Annotated in this window: 17 protein-coding genes; all 17 read right to left on the bottom strand. The window is 50.8% G+C overall.

Translation table 11 applies throughout. The features are described 5' to 3' along the window. Nucleotides 1–12: 12 nt before the first annotated feature. Nucleotides 13–1683 (bottom strand): ABC transporter ATP-binding protein, encoded by a 1671-nt coding sequence (locus K1558_RS24905; RefSeq protein ID WP_238654653.1) that lies wholly within the window; start codon nucleotides 1681–1683, stop codon nucleotides 13–15. A 29-nt stretch (nucleotides 1684–1712) separates the two neighbouring features. Continuing rightward, nucleotides 1713–2918 carry a hypothetical protein gene (locus tag K1558_RS24900; protein WP_238654652.1) on the bottom strand — a complete coding sequence of 402 codons (1206 nt, stop codon included), beginning with the start codon at nucleotides 2916–2918 and terminating at the stop codon, nucleotides 1713–1715. A 46-nt stretch (nucleotides 2919–2964) separates the two neighbouring features. After that, complete coding sequence (locus K1558_RS24895) at nucleotides 2965–4350, bottom strand: radical SAM protein (RefSeq protein ID WP_238654651.1); 1386 nt, start codon at nucleotides 4348–4350, stop codon at nucleotides 2965–2967. 542 nt (nucleotides 4351–4892) lie between these two features. Continuing rightward, complete coding sequence (sigE, locus tag K1558_RS24890; protein WP_036690190.1) at nucleotides 4893–5615, bottom strand: RNA polymerase sporulation sigma factor SigE; 723 nt, start codon at nucleotides 5613–5615, stop codon at nucleotides 4893–4895. 20 nt (nucleotides 5616–5635) lie between these two features. After that, nucleotides 5636–6592 (bottom strand): sigma-E processing peptidase SpoIIGA, encoded by a 957-nt coding sequence (spoIIGA, locus tag K1558_RS24885; RefSeq protein WP_238654650.1) that lies wholly within the window; start codon nucleotides 6590–6592, stop codon nucleotides 5636–5638. 298 nt (nucleotides 6593–6890) lie between these two features. Then, nucleotides 6891–7811, bottom strand: a complete 921-nt coding sequence (locus tag K1558_RS24880) for an Rpn family recombination-promoting nuclease/putative transposase (RefSeq protein ID WP_238654649.1) — start codon at nucleotides 7809–7811, stop codon at nucleotides 6891–6893. A 130-nt stretch (nucleotides 7812–7941) separates the two neighbouring features. Further along, the gene (gene ftsZ / locus K1558_RS24875) at nucleotides 7942–9075 is read right to left on the bottom strand and encodes a cell division protein FtsZ (protein WP_238654648.1); all 1134 of its coding nucleotides are present in this window, start codon (nucleotides 9073–9075) and stop codon (nucleotides 7942–7944) included. A gap of 64 nt (nucleotides 9076–9139) precedes the next feature. Further along, nucleotides 9140–10402 (bottom strand): cell division protein FtsA, encoded by a 1263-nt coding sequence (gene ftsA, locus K1558_RS24870; protein WP_238654647.1) that lies wholly within the window; start codon nucleotides 10400–10402, stop codon nucleotides 9140–9142. A 350-nt stretch (nucleotides 10403–10752) separates the two neighbouring features. Next, a complete protein-coding gene (locus K1558_RS24865; protein WP_238654646.1) occupies nucleotides 10753–11517 on the bottom strand; it encodes a cell division protein FtsQ/DivIB in 765 nt (254 codons plus the stop codon). 67 nt (nucleotides 11518–11584) lie between these two features. Beyond that, complete coding sequence (gene murA, locus K1558_RS24860) at nucleotides 11585–12868, bottom strand: UDP-N-acetylglucosamine 1-carboxyvinyltransferase (protein ID WP_238654645.1); 1284 nt, start codon at nucleotides 12866–12868, stop codon at nucleotides 11585–11587. 180 nt (nucleotides 12869–13048) lie between these two features. Further along, nucleotides 13049–14164, bottom strand: coding sequence for an undecaprenyldiphospho-muramoylpentapeptide beta-N-acetylglucosaminyltransferase (murG, locus tag K1558_RS24855; protein ID WP_238654644.1), 1116 nt, complete (start codon nucleotides 14162–14164; stop codon nucleotides 13049–13051). Nucleotides 14165–14169: 5 nt separating this feature from the next. Beyond that, entirely contained in the window at nucleotides 14170–15267 is a 1098-nt protein-coding gene (gene spoVE, locus K1558_RS24850) for a stage V sporulation protein E (RefSeq protein ID WP_238654643.1), read from the bottom strand. A 49-nt stretch (nucleotides 15268–15316) separates the two neighbouring features. Next, nucleotides 15317–16738, bottom strand: a complete 1422-nt coding sequence (gene murD, locus K1558_RS24845) for a UDP-N-acetylmuramoyl-L-alanine--D-glutamate ligase (protein ID WP_238654642.1) — start codon at nucleotides 16736–16738, stop codon at nucleotides 15317–15319. A gap of 3 nt (nucleotides 16739–16741) precedes the next feature. Then, nucleotides 16742–17707 carry a phospho-N-acetylmuramoyl-pentapeptide-transferase gene (mraY, locus tag K1558_RS24840; RefSeq protein WP_238654641.1) on the bottom strand — a complete coding sequence of 322 codons (966 nt, stop codon included), beginning with the start codon at nucleotides 17705–17707 and terminating at the stop codon, nucleotides 16742–16744. A 16-nt stretch (nucleotides 17708–17723) separates the two neighbouring features. Next, nucleotides 17724–19136, bottom strand: a complete 1413-nt coding sequence (locus K1558_RS24835; RefSeq protein WP_274528828.1) for a UDP-N-acetylmuramoyl-tripeptide--D-alanyl-D-alanine ligase — start codon at nucleotides 19134–19136, stop codon at nucleotides 17724–17726. Beyond that, nucleotides 19133–20620: a UDP-N-acetylmuramoyl-L-alanyl-D-glutamate--2,6-diaminopimelate ligase gene (locus tag K1558_RS24830; protein ID WP_238654640.1), complete on the bottom strand. Its 1488-nt coding sequence runs from the start codon at nucleotides 20618–20620 to the stop codon at nucleotides 19133–19135. The genes K1558_RS24835 and K1558_RS24830 overlap by 4 nt, the downstream gene beginning before the upstream one ends. 51 nt (nucleotides 20621–20671) lie before the next feature. Then, nucleotides 20672–22600, bottom strand: a complete 1929-nt coding sequence (locus K1558_RS24825) for a stage V sporulation protein D (protein ID WP_238654639.1) — start codon at nucleotides 22598–22600, stop codon at nucleotides 20672–20674. Nucleotides 22601–22629: the final 29 nt, after the last annotated feature.

Raw genomic sequence — 22629 nt, 5'->3', positions numbered from 1 at the left:
AAACACCGGTTATCAAACACTAGCCGCAAGCTCTTTCTCCTCTTTTTCTTTTGTCTTAACAACGATTTTTTTAGATATAAAATCGAAATCCTTATCGTGTGAAATCACAATAAAAATGTTAACAGCAGTGTAATTTTCAATAATATTCATAATACATCTTTTCGTTTCCAGATCCATATTGGAAGTCGGTTCATCGAGTATAATTACCTCTTTCCCAGTAAGAATTGCGCGTAAACATCCGATAAGTTGCTTTTGACCGCCCGATAAATTTGCCCCGCCATTCTCAACCTCCACATTCAATAATTCATTTACGCTTCTTGGAAAATCATATAACTCAATAAAATTATACAATTCTTGTTCCTTCTGATCATTCTCCTCTTCAAGGATGTTTCTTAATACCGTATCTTTAAAAAGATATACATGCTGGGAAACAAAAGCAATTTTATTTCTTAAATCTTTAAGGTTAATACTTGACAGATCTTTACTATTTATTGTAATTAACCCCTCAGTCGGATTATAAAGACCCATTAACATTTTTATAATCGTAGATTTTCCAGCCCCATTTGCTCCGTTGAATAAAACCCTTTCATTTCTCATGATATCAAAACTGATATTGTCCAGAACTTCACAGTTTTGATCGTAATGAAAAAAAACATTGTGGAATGAAATTCTTTCTATAGGAGAGGTGATCGTTTCAGTCCTACCTTCTTCTTCATCTTTTGTATTTAGAAAATCTTTGATCCTCTGGAGTGATACCAAAATAGGTTGCACCGTTAAGCCGATTGACGAATACATCTGCATGTATCCTAATAACCGAGAAAGGTATCCTGAAAAGGAAACATATCCTCCGACAGTTAGTTTCGTATCAAATATGAGCAGGCCAGATAAATACAAAATTATGGTGCCTATAACCGATGAAAAGAATACTATGTTTTCTGAGTATAAATTAAGATTATTATTCATTGAGACCATAGACTTTACTAATTGATCTGAAGCAGTCCGTATTTTTCTTAATTGTATATGTTTTTTGTTTAATAATTTTATCTCTTCAAGGGCATTTAGTGTGTCAAACATTTCCGATGAAACTTGTCCCGATTTTTCGTTAGTGTCATTTATTATTTTTTTAATTCTTCTTGAGAAATACGCACTGGTTACATAAAATAGCGGAATAAAAAGCAGGACAATAAAAGTTAATCTATATTCAATGTTAAACAGCATATACATGGAAAAAATAAAGTCAACAGAGCCAATTACTATACTTATCATCGATGGGGAAAACAAATTAGATACATTGGAACTTTCACTTACTCTGGAAAATACATATCCCTTTTCATATTTATTCAGCACAGACATTGGAAAACCGATGATCCGGTTGATCATGTACACTCTAAGATTGCTTGATAATTCTACGCTATATTTTGATAACAGATATTTCCCAGCCCAAGAACTTATAGTTTTCAAAAAATGTAAACCTAAGATCAGGAGGGAAAGCATCAATAGTTTATGGTAGGCAGGTTCTTCTCCAGTAAACAGATTAACAATTCTACCCATTAATTCAGGAATGGGCATGTTAAACAAGGAAACACAAAGAAGGAACAGCAAGCCGACAATTAGAAGGATTATGCGTTGTTTTATAATTGCTCCTAAAAAATAATATTCCCTCAACTTTTTCTTTGTTTTCATAATTTTCTCCGAATACACTCAGATATAGTTTAGTTATAGGAGCAATGGTACTTGGTTTTTTCATCTGTTCCTTTAGCTTCAACCGCTCTACAATCCAAACAAAACCTATTGTATTCACATTTTCCACATTGCTTCAACTTTTTCAATGGCATTTTCCAGTATGAATCAAGAAGCAAATAATCCTGAAACAAATTTTTAAAATTTCGCTTGGAATAAGAGGCAAGTACGTCGTTTTTCATGCTTGGGCAAGGTAAAATTTCCATCTGCGATGTAATAGCTACCGTTCCCTTTAAACAAGGATGGAATAAATCAGCATTTTTATAGTTCTTGAAGTTTACACTATTTTGATGATAGTGCTTTCTGTTATCGAACTTAGATTCTTCATTATTCAGTATAATTGATTTTGTAATGGTAATTCCCCGTATGTCAGCAAAGGCTGCTAACAAATCATGCTCTAACAGGTTGTAATCCACCAGTAAATTGACAATCAATTGGGCTCGATTCACCTCAGTCATTTGTTCTAGGAACATTATTTTATCTAGAACGTTATGAACACTGTTTTCTTCAACACAAATATTAATAATAGGAACAATGCCCTCTTTTAAAAGGAAGGATAACTTTTCTTCAAATAGTGGGTCAGTATCTCCATAGGGAGCGATCAGATAGACTTGTTGAGTCTCCCTTTTAATTATGCTACACAAAGAAACCAATTCTTTCGTTTTATCCCATTCTGACAGAGGATTTCCACCATGCAGGAAAATATTACTTTCCACAAACTGAAATGTATCTAATATAGCCTGTGTTATCTTTCCCCAATCGGTTTGTTGCGTTCCGCTAAGTTTACAACATAAACATGAGTTCACCTTCATTTGCTCACAATGGTCACATGCATAATCACAACCGCAAGGAAGCTCGTAATAAATATTAGACAGGACTGTCTGTTCAAGGCTACCCGATTCAATAACACCTTCCCGATATGTCTCTTTAGGAATAAATGAGGAGTCGTAATTTCCTAAACCTTCTCCTTTTAGTTGAGAAACGAAGACATTTGTTTTGTCCTCACCATATTTCTCTGCAATGGATTGCAGTTCAGTTCCTTGAGATATGCTGATTAGAATTTTCGTTTCAACCGGTTCTATTTGATATATTTTATTTTTACTAAAGTCATATAAAACTGCTCTCTCCGAACCTCTAACCAGTTCAGTTGCTGAATGTAAATTAAAATAAGATTTCATCTTTCTCACCCATCCATATCAAGTTAATAAATTTATCAAAATAACGCTACCGCTGTGTGATTGCCGACAACAGATCATTGAATTCAAGACCATCTTCCATTTGCTCATAAATAATTGTAAGAATCTTCATTTTCTGATCAATCGTTCTGTTACAAATTGCTTCTCTTTTGGTTAAATCGAATTTTCCGTCTGCATCCAGGAAATGCTGATAACAAACTTCACACATTCTCTGGATTGGACAATTAATACAGTGTGGGCCAAAACTTTCGTTGTAATCGTTAACAATCTTACGAATTTTTCGAGAATCAATCCAACTATCAACTGTTCCTATCGGCATTTTTTCGTTAATTTTTTCACAACAGTGAATCAGACCATTAACTCCAACGATAACTTTCATCCCTGGCATACAGGTTGAAGTATAAGGCAAGAAAGGAAATTTTGTGTCTTTCAATGGGACATTAATTGGCCTGTTCATAACATTAAAAAAGTTACTTCTGAAGATTGATCTTGAAACTTCATCAGAGCGACATCCTTCTTTAATATCTGAAAGAAATCCCTTAATTATTTTACTAACTCCAATGTTAAATTCATCTTTTTCTTCTTTGCTGTATTGCTCATACCAATCCGTACCAATATCAATTACAGGTGATAGTTTGGATAGTTTATTTGTAAAAAGCTCATCTGAAGCATAAAACTCCTTAAGCAATTCCAAGTTGGTCCCGGTATCATAAATATTGATAAAGGAAATGTTGTTTTGATAATATTCTGAATAATTATTTTTTATATAGCGAAGATTCGCAATAATATCATCGTATGTACCCCTATTTCCAATATAAACTCTTAACCGGTCATGTTCCTCACGGTAACCATTAAGGCTTACGGATATGTAAAAGTTATTTTCAACCATAAAATCTATTTTGGATTTTGACAATAAAGAACCATTTGTTGTGGTCATATAGATAATATTTCCATCATAAATATTCTGGACATGCTTCACAACCTCTTTAATTAAGCCAAAATTCATCAAGGGTTCTCCTCCGAAAAAACATATCTTCGGAATACTCAATAAATTTCGTCCGTTGTAGTTTTTGAAGTGGTTCAAGTATTTACTTACTGCCTCTAGAGCCACTTCACTACTCATACTATTCTTCGTGTGTTCTCTCGTCATAGCATAATTATCGGAAAACACGCAGTATTCGCATCTAAAGTTACAATCTTCACTCACAATCAAGGTTAACATTTTAGCTGCTTCTTTATGTAAGTAGTATTCAATAGTCTCTAAGCTAACTTCTTCGTGTACGTAACTTTCAGAGCCTTGTATTACAAGTTCTGTTTCATTATCAAGATTTCCATTATATAATTCCACGTTTCCGGTTGTATCATCATAGAAATAGTTATTACGGCTGGTTGAAAAAATCATTCCTCTTCTCATAGGCTATACCCAGATATTCTCTGGTTCTTACCTCCCCATTCACTTTGTGAAATAATCCACTTATAAAAGTATAAGTGGATTATTTAAAAATTTAATTTCTAAATACGTTAGACATTGTGATTTGCCCAGTCGAGTGACTCAGAAGCTATAATGGCTCCTGCAAGACTTCCAACAGGAGCAAGCGGCCCAGTACCCACACAGGTACCAACGCAAACCAAACAAGCTACTGTACAACTGTTGAAGTTTGGTGTCACAGAGTTTACAGAAATTTCAGACATATTAATTCTCCTCTCTATTTATTATGACTACTTTTACATTATATCCCTGTATATTATTTGTATCAATATTATTATTTTCACTTTATGAGTACTTTTGGTGAACATATTCTTTTTTAATTACCTTATTTTAGTAATCATTATATTAAAGTACATTTATCAAAAAACACCTTCAGCCTTCCTATTGCAGGAATTATGAAGGTGTTAAGTATTGTTCTTACTGTCGTTCTGTTCTTCTGACGGCTATATTATTCTTTTTTCAATAATTCACACCATCTTGTTGAACTCCTTACGCAGCCGCTTGATAATTCTTTTCTCCAGGCGCGAAATATAGGATTGGGAGATGCCGAGCAGATCGGCTACATCCTTTTGTGTTTTTTCTTCCCCGCCGCGCAGGCCGAACCTCAGCTCCATAATGAGCCGTTCCCGTTCGCTAAGCTTCTCCAGCGCCTTCTGCAGCAGCTTGCGGTCTACCTGCTCCTCGATGTTGCGGTAGATGGTATCATTCTCCGTGCCCAGCACATCCGAGAGCAGCAGCTCATTGCCATCCCAGTCAATATTCAGCGGTTCATCAAAGGAAACCTCACTCCTGGTCTTGCTGTTGCGCCGCAGGTACATCAGAATCTCATTCTCGATGCAGCGCGAGGCGTAGGTGGCGAGTTTGATTTTTTTCTCCGGATCAAAGGTATTAACGGCCTTAATGAGCCCGATGGCGCCGATCGACACCAGGTCCTCGATGTTAATGCCGGTGTTCTCGAATTTCCGGGCGATATAGACCACCAGCCGCAGATTGCGCTCAATCAGCATCGCCCGGACGGCGGCGTCGCCGCTGGAGAGCCGCTGGAGCAGGAATTCCTCTTCCTCCCGCGTCAGCGGGGGCGGCAGCGCTTCACTGCCGCCGATATAATAGATTTCCTGGCTCTTGAGTCCCAGCAGAAACAGCATCCGGTAATACTGCAGTTGCAGCACAAGCTTGAATTTGACCATTATTGTTCCTCCTAATAGGTTACTTACCCCATTACCTTATCAGCCGGCGCTTCTACAGCGTTCTCCTTCAGGGTCAGATCAGGATGAATGACTGCCCGGTACGCACCGTCTCCTGCCAGTGTCCCGCCGTCCAGCCCGATGAGCACTCTGGTGTGGCAGAAGGTATCGCCGCCAAGCTGGATCCTTACCAAATCCGGCTTCAACGCGAGCATGAAGGAGGCGGCGCGGTTCACCCCCCTGTACGGCACCAGCCGTATTCTGTCCTGCCAGGCAAAAGACTGCCCGTCCGTTTCCAGAACAAGGGCATCCGCCCCCGTCTGGGTCAGCCTTCCTTTCCAGGAGGCCGGCAAATGGTTCTCCCACAGTGCGGCCTCCATCACCATAACCGGCATCCTCGTCAGCGGATCACTTAGCCGGTTGCCGGTGTCCAGCAGTCCGGGGCAGGTGACCGTCACGCTGTCAATCTCCACCGTGACTTCGCCAATATAAGTATCCAGCTGCTCCCTGTGCCTGCGGGAAGCAACAGTCCGCCGGAAGAGCAGCAGCACCAGCGGAAGCAGGGCAAGGACGAACCAGAAACCGATCTTCAGGCGGTGAGCTTGGCCTCCCGAAGAGGTAAAGATCATGCCATTCCAGATGTCACCAGAGCTTTGCAGCAAATAATGAGCGCCTATGATCCCTCCCGCTGCCGCAAAATTAATCATATAGAATGCCCCGAATGCACGAAGATAGCTTTGCAGACTTCTAAAGCCAAAAGCTATCCATAACATCAATACCGACAATCCGAATTTGATCAGAAAGGTGTACATAAAGGACAGCTCCGGGACAAACATCATGACAACATAGAGCGCACCCGTCAATGCAGACAGCGCCAGGCGCCACCAGGCCACCTTTTGCTTGACCAGCCAGCTTGTCAGCCATAAGAGAACTCCGTCGATCAGCAGATTGGCGGCAAAGATCAAATCAATATACACTACCAATGCGTTCACCTGCCTGCAAACGAAAGATTGTCGAGGCCGGGGTGCAGGCTCTCTTTTTAGACGATAAGATTAGTATAGGAACTCCCGCATCCAAAGTCTGTCTAAACATGGGGGGCGTTCCAGCGGTTTTTTTGTCGAGTTATGGGCTGATGCGAGAATCGCGCGCAAAATAACCCCACAAAGTGGGGCTTTAGCTTCGATGATAACTCAGGTACTTTGCGGGGACCCCAAAACATATAAATTCTAATCCACCAAAAAAAGCCAGCCTGAAATGGCTGACTTCACTTGGAATTTCCTGTCACATCATAGATTTCAACTCTTCTTCGGATAATCCGGTCGCCTTCTGAACAGACGCAATATCTACTCCCATCTCCAGAATCCTTTTGGCAATCTTCCGTTTGGCTTCAAGCTCGCCTTTGGCTAAGCCTTCTTTCAAGCCCTCCTTCATACCCTCCTTCATGCCTTCCTTCATGCCTTCCTTCATGCCCTCCTCCAGACCTTTAGCAAACCCTTCCCGCTGCGCACCATCCCGCTGAGAAGCTTCGTCGAGCAGGAATTTCTGGCGGTCCTCATACTTCCGGCGGGCTTCCGAATCCTGGCTCAGAAATTCTAGGGTCTCCATGGCTTTCCTCAACGCTGGCTCATTCATCTGCAACACCTCCCAATCTGAGTAATGAGTTCCCTTCAAAAACTGCAGCCAGTTAACCAACCCGGCCTCGCCGGGAATAACCGGCTGGTTCAGCTTAGGCAGCTCCAGGAAATGGATTTCGATATCGTCCGTGAGCGGCGCTCCGGTTACATCCTCCCGCAAATGAAATACACTGTGCGTGTGTTCATTGGGGAGTACCTTGTAGTTCAGAATATTGATCGTCACGCATTTATTGAGATCAATATATTTGCCGCTGACCTGAAGCTGACCGGCATACCGCTTACTCCAATAATACAAAGTACGTTTCTCTATATCATATTTGTTGAACAGCTGCATTTCAATATTAATCAGCTTACCGCCTGCAGTCTTCGCCCAGATATCAAAGATCGCCTGCTTATCCAGCGGGTCATCCTTGTCTGTATAAGGGTTAAGCAGCACCACTTCTTCAAGCGGCGGGTCGCCGGCATCCATGAAGATCCGGTTCAGAAAAGCCAGCAATACATCCTTATTGCTCTCGCTTGCAAAGATCCGCTTAAATACAAAGTCCACCCGGGGGTCCAGCATTTCCATGTCATCGTCTCCCGTTACCGTTATTATACTGCGTGATACACAAAAAAACACCGTACCCGCAGATTGTTCAATCTGCAGGATACGGTGCTTCCGTATACCCAAAGGTTAAGTTCTAAGTTACCAACGATGCTTAATCGTTGTTACCGCGTGTGCGATTGCGCAGGAAGGTGGGAATATCCAGCTGATCAGAGCTAGTCTGGTTGCCGAATGGACGAAGGTTCGTATTATTCTTGTCTGCTGCCGGTTCATTGCTGCCGGTGCTGCTGTTACTGCTGGCTGCCGGACGGCGTACAGGAGCTACACCAGAAGGCTTGTGCTCGAAGCCGGTAGCAATAACGGTAACCTTGATCTCATCCTTCATGCTCTCTTCAATAATGGCCCCGAAGATCATATTCACTTCAGGATCTGAAGCTGCGGTAACAATCTCAGCCGCTTCATTAACCTCATACAGCGAGAGATTAGAGCCGCCGGTAATATTCATAATAACACCGCGGGCTCCTTCAATCGAGGTCTCAAGCAGCGGGCTCATAATCGCTTTGCGGGCTGCTTCAGAGGCGCGGTTCTCGCCGGTGGCAATCCCGATGCCCATCAGCGCAGAGCCGCGCTCGGTCATGATTGTCTTCACATCGGCAAAGTCAAGGTTAATCAGGCCGGGAACCTGAATCAGGTCAGAGATGCCTTGTACCGCCTGGCGGAGCACGTTGTCTGCTTCACGGAAGGCCTCCAGCATCGGAGTCTTCTTATCTACGATTTCCAGCAACCGGTCATTCGGGATTACAATCAGCGTATCAACCTTTTCCTTCAGTGCTTCAATGCCGAGCTCTGCCTGGTTGGCACGCTTCCGGCCTTCAAAGGTGAACGGACGGGTAACGACCCCAACGGTCAGCGCCCCGCACTCTCTGGCGATCTCGGCAATGACAGGCGCTGCGCCTGTTCCGGTGCCGCCGCCCATTCCTGCGGTGACGAAGACCATATCCGCACCCTTAAGCGTATTAGAGATCAGATCGCGGGACTCCTCAGCCGCCTTCTTGCCTACCTCAGGATTGGCTCCTGCACCAAGTCCGCGGGTCAGTTTATCCCCGATTTGTAATTTATGCTCCGATTTGGCCATATGCAGCGCTTGGGCATCTGTATTCACTGTGATGAATTCAACACCCTGAACGCCATTTTCGATCATCCGGTTTACTGCGTTGCTTCCGCCGCCGCCTACGCCGATGACCTTTATTTGCGCCAAGCTCTCCATTTCAAAATCAAATTCCAACATATTGTTTCCATCTCCCCCTCGAGTAGTGCTTGGATGGCCAGTCCAAGTATATCTGGACCTACACTTATATGAATTCGCTGAACATATTCTTCAGACGTTCCACCAGGCCAGGCTTCTTAGAAGTATCCTGTACCGGTGCTGCGCTCTGCTTGTTGCGGTTAACGTTCTTCTTGTTTGCGCTTGGTCCGCTGCTGCGTCCGCGGTAGCTGCGCACAACATGATGAAGAATGCCTACACCACCCGTAAAGCCAGGGTCGCGGACTCCAATATAATCAGGCACGGCAATACGTACTGATGCTGCCAGCTCCATCTGGGCGACCTTGAGCACACCCGGCATGGAGACGGTACCACCCGTAAGTATATACCCCCCCGGAAGCTCATTGTAACCAAGCCGCTTGACCTCCTGGCGGATGAGCTGGAAGATCTCCTGAACCCTCGGTTCAATAATCGCTGCCAGATCCTCCTGATTGAATTCCTTCTCGACATTGCTGCCGATGCGCAGAACTTTGAAGACGACATCAGAAGCGGCGTCGTCAATCCAGGCACAGCCGTATTTCAGCTTGACCTTCTCGGCCTGGTCCGTCAGCGTACGGAGTCCGTACGCAATATCATTGGTAACAAATTCTCCGCCGACCGGAATCGTGGAGGTCGCACTTAGGGAACCTTCTTCATACACGGCTATCGTAGCTTGTCCGGCACCAATATCGACCAGTACAGCCCCCATTGATTTCTCATCTTTGGAGAGCGCTAATCCGCCGGCCCCGAGAGACATAAGGACGAGATCCTTAACCTTCAGACCCGATTTCTCCACACAGCGTAGCAGATTATGTATGGGTGTCTTGGCACCGGTTATGATCGTAGCTTCCACTTCAAGGCGAACCCCGATCATTCCGCGCGGGTCCTGAATGCCTTCAAGCCCGTCTACGATATACTGCTTGGCGACAACATCGATGACTTCGCGCTCTGGCGGCAGGGCAATGACCTCAGCAGCCTTGATCACACGGTCGATATCATCCTCGCCGATCTCACGGTCCTCATTCTGGACAGCAACTACGCCATGGCTGGATTGCAGGCCGATGTGATTGCCGGATATCCCGACATACACCTCGGATATTTGAATGCCGACCATCTGTTCCGCATGTTCCACGGCGCTTCTGATCGACTGCACAGTCTGATCGATGTCTACAATCGCTCCCTTGCGGATTCCATCCGAATCAGCAGATCCAACGCCAATAATATTAAAGGTCCCACTAGTAACTTCCCCAATGATTGCCCGAACTTTGGATGTACCGATGTCCAAACTAACAATGATGTCATTGTTGCTCAAGCCCTATGGCACCTCCTGTTATAATCATAATAAATTGTGATAATAAATAGATATTAAGCATGACTTGCTCCCGGTCCCGGGAAACATCTTCTGTACATATTCAACATCCCTAATCCTTTCCCTCTTTTTTCAACAAATTTTTTGAGTGGAAGTATATGACAAGCTTTTCACATGCAGTTCCCAGCCTTCAATTCTTAAACAGCATGGCCTGCCGCTCCGCGCAGAGAATCAGGAGAAACAGGCATTCTATCAGGATTTCTTCTCAAAAAATCCGCAGAAAAAAGAGGGATAATGCTTCATGCCCGTAAAACTGATTGTAGCATTTTTTATGCTCTATTAGTAGGGACTATTTACTCTTGTGTGTCCGTTTCATCCTCCGGGTTTACGGTCTCTTTGTGGAACGGAACATAGGAATCCGCCTCCAGCATTCTGATGAGTCCCGGTTCCTCCGTCTCGATCACCTGGTTCAAATAGCCTACCTTATTCTTAAGCAGAGAGATCGCCGTGATCACCTCAAACCGCGAACGGGTATAAAGCTTGATCCGGTCAGGAAATGACGGTGTCGGGGACGGCACAATCTCCGAGATATCGCTGGTCAGCTCATTCGGAATACTGGCCAGAGCCTGGCACAGCTTGGCCTTATACGGATCGCCGGCCTTCCAGTTGGTCAAGATCGGCTTCTCTACAGCGATTCCGGTATCCGTTACAGATACCGCCGCCCCGCTCGACAGAATGGCCTCCAGCACACCCGCCTGATCCAGTTCATAGGCAACTGCCGGGTACTCCTTAATGCTGATCGTAACCACGCCGGGGAATTTCCTCTCGACCCGGGCTTCCTCGACCGTATCCAGTTTCTTCACCGCCTGCTCCACAGTATCCGAAGAGACCGCGAAGAACTGTCCGCCGATTCTCAGACCGCTTGCGGCCAACAGGTTCTCCCTGGCCGTATACTTATCCCCTTCGACGTTAATGGCTGTAATCTTGCTGATCGACGAACGGAAGAAGATTACGGCCAGCAGTGCCACAAACAGCAGCAGCAGGATCATAATCATTCTGCGGTTTCTTCTTTTGCTAGGCTTGTCCTCTTTCAAAAGAGGGATTCGCGTTTTTGGCATTCTCATATCTCCGATAATAAGGCCCTGTCTCCTTCCTTCGCGGCAGAGCCGAAGGAGACAGGGAGCTTTAATTGGCCAAATCGAGCGGGTCCGGTACAGGCACTTTGCGGCTGATGCTGGCACCCAGCTTCTGGAACAGAATCTCAATGCCGTCATATCCGCGGTCGATATGATGCGCCTGCTCCACAATGGTCGTTCCGTGAGCGGCAAGCCCGGCGATGACCAGGGCCGCTCCTGCACGCAGGTCAGTGGCTTCTACCGTGGCCCCGTACAGCCGCTGCACTCCGCGTATGAACGCCCGGTTCAAATCAATAGAAATATCGGCACCCATCCGGGCCATCTCTTCCACATGCTTGAAGCGTCCTTCGAATACGGTTTCTTTGATGACACTGAATCCGTCCGCCAGGGACAATAGGACCATAACCTGTGATTGCAGATCTGTAGGAAATGACGGATACGGGGAAGTTACAATTCTCTCTACCGCACGGGGACGCCCCATACAGCTGATATTAATTATATCATTGCACACTGTGATTTGAACACCGGCACGCCTCAGGATGTGGATCAGGGAGGTTAAGTGTCCCGCATTGGTATGAGTCAGCGTCACATTGCCCCGCGTAGCAGCTGCTGCGATCATCACCGTCCCGGCAACGATGCGGTCAGGAATCACCTCATAGCTGCAGGCATGGAGCTTCCGGACACCCTGTATTGTAATCGTGTCCGTGCCTGCGCCGATAATCTGCGCACCCATAGCGTTAAGGAAATTCTGCAGATCCTGGATTTCCGGCTCCCTGGCCGCCCCCGATATGGTTGTTGTCCCCTCGGCCATCGCCGCAGCCATCATGATGTTCTCTGTAGCGCCTACACTGGGATAATCCAGATGGATATCGCAGCCTGCCAGTCTCGCGGCCCGGCAGCATATCATGCCGCCCGCTTCCTCAATCTCTGCCCCCAGCAGCTTCAGCCCCTGCAGATGAAGATCGATTTTGCGTTCCCCGATGGCGCAGCCGCCCGGCTGATAGATGGTCACTTCTCCGAATCTGGACAGCAGCGGCCCCATAAGAAAAATAGAGGATCTCATCTGCCGCATCAGATCCTCCGGAACATGCGAGGTCAGGAGTACGGAGGTGTCCACCGTCACCGTCTCCTCTTCATGGACTGTCCTGCAGCCCAGCCGTCCCAGGATATCCAGCATCGTCTCGATGTCGAGCAGCTTCGGCACATTATGCAGTGAGTGAACTCCTTCGGCCAGCAGGCTAGCAGCCAGAATGGGCAGCGCCGCATTTTTTGCTCCATGGATACGTATGGTGCCTGACAGGGGATTTCCACCCTCAATCACCAATTTGTCCAATGTATCACCTCCGAGATTACCGCTCACCCACCACGGCACTTCCTGCCCCCTATCCCGGATACGGGCGGGAGGAGCTCCGCTTCCCGTCCCCCGGCACCGGAAGTGCTCTGGGTGATTGTCACGATTATAGGATCATCCTATGTTCGGGGGAGCGTGAGTGTGACAACGTAAGCCCGGAATCTAGCGCTTGCGGCCTGCAGCCAGTCTGCGGAGCTCGCCTACGACCAGCGCAGCGGAATCCCTTTTGCCGAGGCGTCTGGAAGCTTCTGACATGCGGCTGCGGACCACGTCCGCCCCGATGATGCTCTGGACCGCTGTGAACAGCGCCCCGCCGCTCAGATCCTGCTCCAGCAGCACCACAGCCGCCCCTTCGCGCTCCAGCGCCCGGGCATTCGCTTCCTGATGATTATTGGTTACATTGGGCGACGGAATGAGTACAGAGGGTATGCCAAGTGCGGTAATCTCAGCCAGAAAAGAGGCGCCAGCCCGGTTGACGATCAGCGAAGTGCAGGCCAGCACCTCCGGCATGTTATGAACATATGGGAGAACATGCAGCCAGTTCGGCAAGCCCCCCAGCGTCTCGCGGACTGCCTTGCGTGTCTCCTCGAAATAAGACTCTCCGGTAACATAGACATAATGCACACCATTACCCTTACCCACAAGTGGTGCCATTTCAATCATCGCACGGTTAATTGCCTTGGCGCCCCCGCTCCCCCCTACTACAAGCACCACTGTGCTGTCTTCGGGAATACCGAGGGAAGCGAAGCCTCTCTGCGGGTTGGCCTTCATGACTGAGGTGGCCCGGGGATTGCCCGTATAGATTACATTGCCTGCGCCGGGAAAAGCGGGTTCTGTACCTTCAAAGCTCACCGCAACCGTATCGGCATAGCGGCTAAGGAACCGGTTGGTCAGTCCGGGAATCGCATTCTGTTCGTGAATCAGGGTCGGGATCCCCAGCTTGGAGGCCGCGTACACCACAGGTCCGCATACATACCCGCCGGTGCCGACCACAACGTCGGGCTTGAATTCGCGCAGCAGCGCTTTGGAGGTCTTGACCCCCTTCAGAAAACGCATGACCGTCTTCACATTATCAATGGACAGCTTGCGGCGGAAGCCTGTAATATCAATCGCCTGAAACGGCAGATTCTCCTGGGGAACCAGCTTGCTCTCCAGACCGCGCTTGCCGCCGATATACAAGAAGACTGAATCCGCATCTTCGGATTCCAGTTGTCTGGCCACGGCTACAGCAGGATAGATATGTCCTCCCGTGCCGCCGCCGCTAAGTACTACACGCATGTCTTTCACCTCGCATAACGGGATAGATTAAGCAGAATGCCAAGGGCTGTGAGCATAAGGGTCAGCGATGACCCGCCGTAGCTAATCAGCGGCAGGGTAATGCCGGTTACCGGCATGAGGCCGATTACTACACCTATGTTGATGACCACCTGAACCGCCACCATACAGACGATGCCTACGGCGAGATAGCTGCCGAACCGGTCCGGCAGGCTCATGGCTACCTTCATCCCGCGCCAGATCAGCACAAGGAACAGCAGCAGCACAGCCAGCCCCCCGATAAACCCAAGCTCCTCGGCTAATATTGAGAAAATAAAATCAGTCTGCGGCTCCGGCACATAGCTGTACTTCTGCCGGCTCATTCCCAGTCCCAATCCGCCAAGACCGCCGGGACCAATCGCGTAGAGCGATTGAATAATCTGGTAACCGGCGCCCAGCGGATCGGACCAGGGATCAAGGAAGGCTGTAATCCGCTGCAGACGGTAAGGCGCAGCGGCAATGAGTCCGGCGAAGCCGGCCACCCCCATTGCGCCGAGAGAGAGCAGATGCTTCATCTGTGCGCCCGCCGTGAAGACCATCATCATCGCCGCGCCGAACATGACCGTACCTGTACCCAGGTCAGGCTGAAGCATAATCAGCGCGAAGGCCGAGCCGATCAGCGCAAGCGGCGGCAGCAGCCCGCGGAAGAAGCCGGAGATATCATACTCCTCGGTCCCGAGCCATTTCGCCAGGAAGAGAATCATCCCCATCTTCATGAACTCGGAGGGCTGGATACCGAAGGAACTGATCCCCAGCCAGCTGCGCGCACCGCCGCGCACCACGCCGATGCCGGGAATCAGCACCAGCACCAGCAGGATGAAGCAAGCGATCAGCACCGGCTTGGCGAACCGCTTCAGCACCAGATAATCGGTATTGGCCGTAATGAACATCGCGATGAGGCCGAGACCTGCGAACAGCAGCTGCCTTTTGACAAAATAAAACGAATCACCATAATTGCGGAAGCCCAGAACAGACCCGGCACTGTATACCATTACCATACCGATAGCCAGTAAAGCCAGTATAGCAAGCAGCAGCCAGATGTCGGGCGCGTGACGGGATTTGTTCATCAGGAGCACACCTCTTGCATCCGTAGTAGGGGCTTATCCACCCCCCTACTTAAAGGTTATGCACCGCCTCTTTAAAAATACGCCCGCGCTCCTCATAGGAGGTAAACATATCCCAGCTCGCACAGGCAGGCGACAGAAGAACCACGTCCCCCGCTTCCGCCAGGGCCGCTGCCTCCCGCACGGCCTCCTGCAGCACGGCGGCGGCGCTATCCCCATTATCGACGGAGATCACCGTCTTTACTCCTGCAAGGCCCGCCACAGCGGCCAGCTTGTCCCGGGTCTGGCCAAGCGCCACCAGCGCCTTGACGTTCCCGCCGAGGACAGGCACCAGCTCCATATAATCGGAGCCGCGGTCCAGGCCGCCGGCAATGAGAATGACCGGCTGACGGAAGGAGCCCAGCGCCATCGACGTAGCTTTGGAATTGGTAGCTTTGGAGTTGTTATAGTAGGCGGCTCCCGCCTTGTCTGCTACATATTCCAGCCGGTGCTCCACGCCCCGGAAGGACGCGAGCACCCCGCCTAACACCGCCGGGTTCGCACCTGCAGCTATGGCAATGCCGCAGGCCGCCAGCGCATTGCCCACGTTGAAGCGGCCGGGCAGACCGATGGAATCCACAGCGGCAATCTCGGTCTCTGTCTCCGTGTAATCCCGGTAGATAATTACCCGCTTCTGTTCATCCTCGGTCCCTGGAACGAAGGAAGGCCGGACGAAGATGCCCTGAACGAGCTCCTCGGTCATCGAGAAGGGCAGAATCCCGGCCTTGACATAAGGAACCAGCTCGCGGCAGACCGGATCATCCCAGTTCAGCACAGCGGTATCCTCCGGTCCCTGATTGGCGAACAGCTTGGATTTGGAGGCTACATAGTCCTCCATGCCCCCATGATAGTCAAGATGGGTCTCCGCAACATTCAGCAAGGCGGCGATCTTGGGCCGGAAATCCACCGTGCCCTTCAGCTGGAAGCTGCTCAGCTCGACCACCATCCAGTTGTCTGCGTCAGCCTCCTGTGCGGCCTCGGAGAGCGGTGTTCCAATATTACCGGCCACAATCGGGCGCATCCCGGCTGCCTCCAGCATATGGCCCACCCAGGTCGTTGTAGTGGTCTTGCCGTTGGAGCCGGTGATGCCGATCATCGGGGCCGCACAGAGATGGTAGGCCACCTCCACCTCGGTAACCACTTCAATGCCCTGCTCCAGCGCCTGCTGCACCGGCGGAGCACTATAGGGGATGCCGGGGTTTTTGACCAGAAGCTGTACACCTTCATGGATCAGGCTCTCCGGGTGTCCGCCGCATATAACAGAAATTCCCAAAGATTCCAATTCGGAAGCTTCGGGACTCTCATCTCTTTCTTTTCTATCATTGACCGTCACAACAGCACCGCGTTCATGCAGCACCTTGGCCACCTGGACGCCGCTTTTGGCGAGCCCCAGGACGACCACTTCTTGATCACGGTACAGATCAGGATGTTTCATTCGTTACAACCCCTTGATGAGATATAGTCCAGCAGCGGCCAGCACCAGGCCTACCGCCCAGAAGGAGACCACCACGCGCCACTCCGACCAGCCGCCCAGCTCAAAGTGATGATGGATCGGGCTCATGCGGAAGATCCGCTTGCCGCGTGTTTTGAAGGAAGCGACCTGAAGGATGACCGACAGCATTTCAACAACGAATACCCCGCCGATCACTACAAACAGCAGCTCGGTCTTGGTCACAATAGCAATAGCGCCAATTGCGCCGCCGATCCCGAAGGAGCCGAAGTCACCCATAAACACCTTGGCCGGATGGGCGTTGAATACAAGGAAGCCCAGCACCGCGCCGATCATTGCAGCAGCGCAGACACCGGCGGCAATGGAAGTTGCCTGCATCGCAACCACCGCAAACGCGGCCAGTGCAATCGCGCTTACCCCAGACAGCAATCCGTCGACTCCGTCCGTGAAATTCACGGCATTGGTGACCGCCATCATCATCAGAACAATGAACGGATAATAGAACCAGGGACCCCAGTCGAAGCTGACGGATGTTCCCGGAACGCTGATGCCTGTGTTATGGCCTGCCGATATCAGCAGCACGCTGAGCAGAATTCCGACCAGCAGCTGGCCCAGCAGCTTTTGGCGTGCGGTCAGACCGAGCGAGCGTTTGAAGACAATTTTGATATAATCATCGAGGAAGCCGATCAGCCCGTACCCCAGCGTGGCCGCAAGCAGCACATAGAAGTCCGGATTGATGACCGAGAATTTCAGAAAAGACAGCGTGAATGCCACCATGATGATGACCCCGCCCATCGTAGGGGTTCCCGCCTTCTTCAGGTGGGTCTGGGGTCCGTCATCACGAACCTGCTGTCCGAGCTTAAGCCGGCGCAGCAGCGGTATAATCAGCGGAGCGGCAATGACCGCAAGGATAAAGGACACAGCAATCGTCAGCAGAAGTAATTGATAATCCATGGGTACACCCCCTCCATTAGTTTGAATCGTCTACAGCATAATCCATCAGGCGGTGAAGCACTTCCTCCAGCCGCATGCCCCTGGACGCCTTGAACAGCACAATATCCTTCATGGTGCATTTCGCAGTCAAGGCATTGATTAAGGCTTCCTTATCGTTAAAAGCAAACACACGACCGTCCCCGAACCGCTCAGCCGCAGCTTCGGCAATATGGGCAGCAAGCGCCCCGTAGGTATAGACCTCACCCGTCAGCGCAGGATCGAGATACTGGCCGATCTGCCGGTGGAACAGCACCTCATCCGGCCCAAGTTCCAGCATGTCCCCCAGCACCGCGATCCGGCGGCCGCTGCATTTCATGGACTGCAGTACATCGATAGCGGCCCGCATAGAGGTCGGACTGGCATTATAGGCATCATTCAGCATGACCATACCGCTGGCCGCCTCGATCAGTTCAATTCTCATGCCTGTCAGCTTAAGGCCGCTTAAGCCTTCCGCCATATTCTCCGCGCTCACCCCGTAATGCCGGGCGACGGCAAGCGCAGCGAGCGCGTTGATCACATTATGCTGCCCGGGCAGCGGCAGTGTGAGTGCAGGCTCCGCATGAAGATGCGAGGTGAAGGTCATGCCCCCGCCATGTGCCATCACGCCGGTCGGATAATCACCGTTATCCTCAGACTGCCCGAAGCGGAAGGTTCTCAGACCTTCAGGCACACGGAAGCCAGGCTCCGCCAGCACCTCGGCGAGCAGCGGCTCATCCCCGTTATAGATCAGCAGCCCGCCCGGCTGAAGTCCCTCCACAATCTCCAGCTTCGCCCTAGCGATCTCCTTGCGCGAGCCAAGCTGGAGCAGATGGGATTCCCCCACATTGGTAATCACGGCCACATCAGGAGCGGCCAGCCGGGACAGCAAGGCAATCTCCCCTCGCGAGCTCATGCCCATCTCCAGCACCGCGATTTCAACATCATGGTCCATGGAGAGAACCGTCAGCGGCAGGCCGATGTGATTATTGAAATTCCCCTGCGTTTTGTGCACCTTGAACTGGGTCTCCAGCAGCGCTGTGATGATATCCTTGGTCGTCGTCTTGCCGTTGCTGCCTGTTACTGCCACCACCCGGGGGGCAATCTCGGCCAGATAGGCGGACGACAGCTGCTGCAGAGCCGCTAACGTGTCCTCGACCAGAATCACTCCGCTCCCGGAAGGAGCCGGACCTTTGTCCCGCTGCCAGAGGGTGGCAGCGGCTCCGGCAGCCAAGGAAGCTGCGGCATAGGCGTGGCCGTCGAAGCGTTCCCCTACCAGCGGTACGAACAGGCAGGCAGGCGAAATGCTGCGCGAATCGGTAACGACCCCCGTAATCTCTATATTCTTATCCTGTGCAGAGGACAATTCTCCCCCGCACATTACCGCGATAGTTTCTAGCGCTTTTGTAATCAATAGCTTCGGCCCCTTATCACTTCTTTGGCAACGATGCGGTCGTCGAAATCATGCACGACTCCCTTGATCAGCTGATAGGTCTCATGACCTTTCCCCGCAATCAATACTACATCGCCGGGGCTTGCCATTTCAATAGCTTTTGTAATGGCTTCGCGCCGGTCGGCAATCATCTCATACCGCTCCTGTGGAACCCCGTCCTCATGCAGTCCGGCCTCAATATCCTGCAGAATCTGCAGCGGGTCCTCGGTCCGGGGATTGTCGGAGGTAACCATCACCTTATCGCTATACTTGGCGGCGATCTTGCCCATCAGCGGACGCTTGGTCTTATCCCGGTCCCCGCCGCAGCCGAAGACGGTGATCACCTTGCCGGTTGCGAACTCAGTGACTGCCTTCAGCACATTCTCCAGACCATCCGGTGTATGTGCATAGTCCACAATCACTGCGAAATCCTGTCCTTCATCTACAGCTTCCACCCGTCCGTCCACGCCGGCAACCGCCTCAAGGCTGGCCTTGATTTCTTCAAGCGGCACATCCTCCAGCAGCGCAGCCGTAATGGCAGCGAGCGCATTATAGACGTTGAACTTGCCGACCATCCGCAGCGAAATATCGGCTGCCCCTTTAAACGTCTCCACATGGAAAAAGGTTCCTTTGGCGGTAACCGATATTTGTGACGCACGGACATTCGCCGGGTTGTCGATCCCGTAAGTAATGACCTCCGCCGCAGTCTGGGCGGCAAAATAACTGCACGCTTCATCATCCGCATTCAGCACGGCGTATTTGCGTTCTTCCTTCCACGGAGAGATCACGTTGCCGAGACGGGAGAAGAACAGACCTTTGGCGGCGCGGTATTCCTCCATCGTATGGTGATAATCCAGATGATCCTGGGTCAGGTTCGTAAATACCGCTGTACGGTAGTCCGTCCCTTTCACCCGACCCTGCTGGAGCGCATGGGAGGAGACCTCCATCACACAGCACTGGACCCCCTTCAGCGCCATTTGCTGCAAGGTGCGCTGAAGCTCAAGTGATTCCTGGGTCGTTCCGGACATTCCGTAGCTTTGCCCGTCATAGCGCATCTGGATCGTGCCGATCAGTCCGGTCTTCACTCCGTGATCCAGCATAATCCGTTCAATCAGGTAAGAGGTCGTTGTTTTGCCGTTGGTGCCGGTGATGCCGATCATCTTCATCCGGCTGCTGGGCGAACCGAAGAAGGCGTTAGACAGAACCGACATGGCATACCGACAGTCATCGACTACGAGCTGCGGCAGGTCGATATCCAGCTTCCGCTCGCAGACAAGGGCAACGGCACCGCTTGCCGCAGCCTGAGGCGCATAATCATGGCCGTCCACCGTGAATCCCGGCAGACAGATGAACAGATCGCCCGGCTTCACCTTCCGGGAGTCCACCTGCAGATCCGCAATTTCAATCTCACCCTCCCCGTATAGACGGGCAGCGGCCAGACAGGAAGAAAGTTCTTTTAATTTCATAGCAATCCCTCACTCTGTGTTTAATCCATATCAAGTTCAACCCATTATCACTCACGGTTCACTGGAGGTGCCCATATAGATCCGGATCGTGGAGCCCTGCTCCACCCGCGCTCCCGGCTTGGGCGCCTGGTTGATTACGGTATTGCCGGTGCCGGAACGTACCAGCATGAAATTCATGTTCAGGTCCTCATAAATGTCCTGAACGGTCGCTCCCGTGAGATCCGGCACGGTTACAATCGGAGTCTCTCCGTACTTGTAGGTCTTCGGCAGCTGGTCCTTGCGCTGCGGAACCTTCAGATAGAGCAGAGAATCCTCAAGAATATTCTGGACAATCGGAGCCGCTACCACACCTCCGAACTGAATTCCTTTGGGATTGTCAACAGCGGTGTAGACCACAATCTGCGGATCATCCGCCGGCGCAAAGCCAATGAAGGATACAATATGCTCCGTAGGAGAATATCGTCCGTTGACAACCTTCTGTGCTGTCCCTGTCTTGCCGCCCACACGGTAGCCGTCAATGAAGGCCGGCCGGCCTGTGCCTTTGGCAACTACGCTCTCAAGGGCAGCACGCACCTTCGCCGAGGTCTCCGGTGAGATGACCTGGCGCACTTCCTCCGGCTCAGTCTCGGAGACCACATTGCCTGTGTCCGGGTTGATCCAGGCTTTGGCTACATGCGGGGTATACAGCTTCCCCCCGTTAATCGCCGCCGATACTGCAGCAATCTGCTGGATCGGGGTCACGGATACCCCCTGGCCGAATGCCGTTGTCGCCAGCTCTACCGGTCCCACCTGGGCCGGCTTGAACAGAATCCCGTTCGCTTCCCCGTTAAGATCAATCCCCGTCTTCGTGCCGAAGCCGAAATCGCGGATGTACTTGAACAATGTATCCTTGCCCAGACGCTGGCCCAAGGCTACGAATCCGGGGTTGCAGGAGTTCTCCACAACCTCCAGGAAGGTCTGGCTCCCGTGCCCGCCCTTCTTCCAGCAGCGCAGCTTCGCGCCGCCGACCTCAATATAGCCTGGATCGAAAAAATGCTCATGCTGCAGATCCACCTTGCCCTCCTGCAGCGCAGCCGCCAGGGTGATGATCTTGAACGTGGAGCCCGGTTCGTACGTCATCCAGATCGGCAGATTGCGGTTATACACCTCGGCGTCATATTCCTGATACGCTCCGGGCTCGTAGCCCGGCCGGCTGGCCATTGCCAGAATCTCGCCGCTGCGGGGGTCCATAGCGATAGACCAGGCTCCCTGAGCCTGATACTTCACCATCGCCTGATCCAGCTCGCGCTCCATAATAGACTGAATCTGCTTGTCAATGGTTAATTGAAGACTGAGCCCATCCTGCGGCGCCGTATACTTCTCCGAGGACCCGGGCATCAGCCTTCCCCCGGCATCGGACAGATAGGAGATATTGCCCGCGCTGCCCTGCAGCAGCTTGTCGTAGATGCTCTCTATGCCGGTAATCCCCTGATTGTCGATGCCGGTAAAGCCCAGAATGTGGGCCGCCAGATCACCGTACGGATAGTACCGTTTGTTGTCCTCAGCGACAACGATGCCCGGCAGCTGCAAATTACGGATGCTCGCGGCAAGCTCCATCGTAATTTTGCGGCCGCCGGGCTGCAGCTTCACTGAGGCTTTCTTCTGGGTCAGCAGCGCCGTCAGCTTCTCCTCGGTCATGCCGAGCAGCGGAGCCAGCTGCTTCGCGGTCTGTTCCTTCTCCTTCACCTGTACCGGAATGGCATACACCGTAGGTGAACTGATATTATAGGCCAGTGCCACGCCTTCCCGGTCTAGAATCTCCCCGCGCTTCGCGGTGAAGGGGATATTCCGCCGCCAGGAATCCTCCGCCTTGGCACTCAGCTTCTCCCCCTGGGTTAACTGCACATAGGCAAGACGCACAGCCAGCGCACCGAACAATACGCCCAGTCCCAGCAGCGTCCACAGCATTCTCCGCCGACTTACGACCTTTGATACCTTCATTGCGTTCTCCCCGCTTTCGCTCGTATAGA

The organism is Paenibacillus piscarius, assembly GCF_022234545.1.
Classification (GTDB): domain Bacteria; phylum Bacillota; class Bacilli; order Paenibacillales; family Paenibacillaceae; genus Paenibacillus_AQ; species Paenibacillus_AQ piscarius.
Note: the sequence above shows the minus strand (reverse complement) of the source record. Positions and strands in the feature narration are given on the sequence as shown.

Coding starts and splice junctions, on each gene's coding strand:
- K1558_RS24900 (WP_238654652.1), bottom strand. CDS start 2,918: ATGAAATCTTATTTTAATTTACATTCAGCAACTGAACTGGTTAGAGGT.
- murG (WP_238654644.1), bottom strand. CDS start 14,164: ATGCGTGTAGTACTTAGCGGCGGCGGCACGGGAGGACATATCTATCCT.
- K1558_RS24865 (WP_238654646.1), bottom strand. CDS start 11,517: ATGCCAAAAACGCGAATCCCTCTTTTGAAAGAGGACAAGCCTAGCAAA.
- ftsZ (WP_238654648.1), bottom strand. CDS start 9,075: ATGTTGGAATTTGATTTTGAAATGGAGAGCTTGGCGCAAATAAAGGTC.
- mraY (WP_238654641.1), bottom strand. CDS start 17,707: ATGGATTATCAATTACTTCTGCTGACGATTGCTGTGTCCTTTATCCTT.
- K1558_RS24880 (WP_238654649.1), bottom strand. CDS start 7,811: ATGGAAATGCTGGACCCCCGGGTGGACTTTGTATTTAAGCGGATCTTT.
- K1558_RS24905 (WP_238654653.1), bottom strand. CDS start 1,683: ATGAAAACAAAGAAAAAGTTGAGGGAATATTATTTTTTAGGAGCAATT.
- K1558_RS24830 (WP_238654640.1), bottom strand. CDS start 20,620: ATGAAATTAAAAGAACTTTCTTCCTGTCTGGCCGCTGCCCGTCTATAC.
- K1558_RS24825 (WP_238654639.1), bottom strand. CDS start 22,600: ATGAAGGTATCAAAGGTCGTAAGTCGGCGGAGAATGCTGTGGACGCTG.
- spoVE (WP_238654643.1), bottom strand. CDS start 15,267: ATGAACAAATCCCGTCACGCGCCCGACATCTGGCTGCTGCTTGCTATA.
- murD (WP_238654642.1), bottom strand. CDS start 16,738: ATGAAACATCCTGATCTGTACCGTGATCAAGAAGTGGTCGTCCTGGGG.
- K1558_RS24895 (WP_238654651.1), bottom strand. CDS start 4,350: ATGAGAAGAGGAATGATTTTTTCAACCAGCCGTAATAACTATTTCTAT.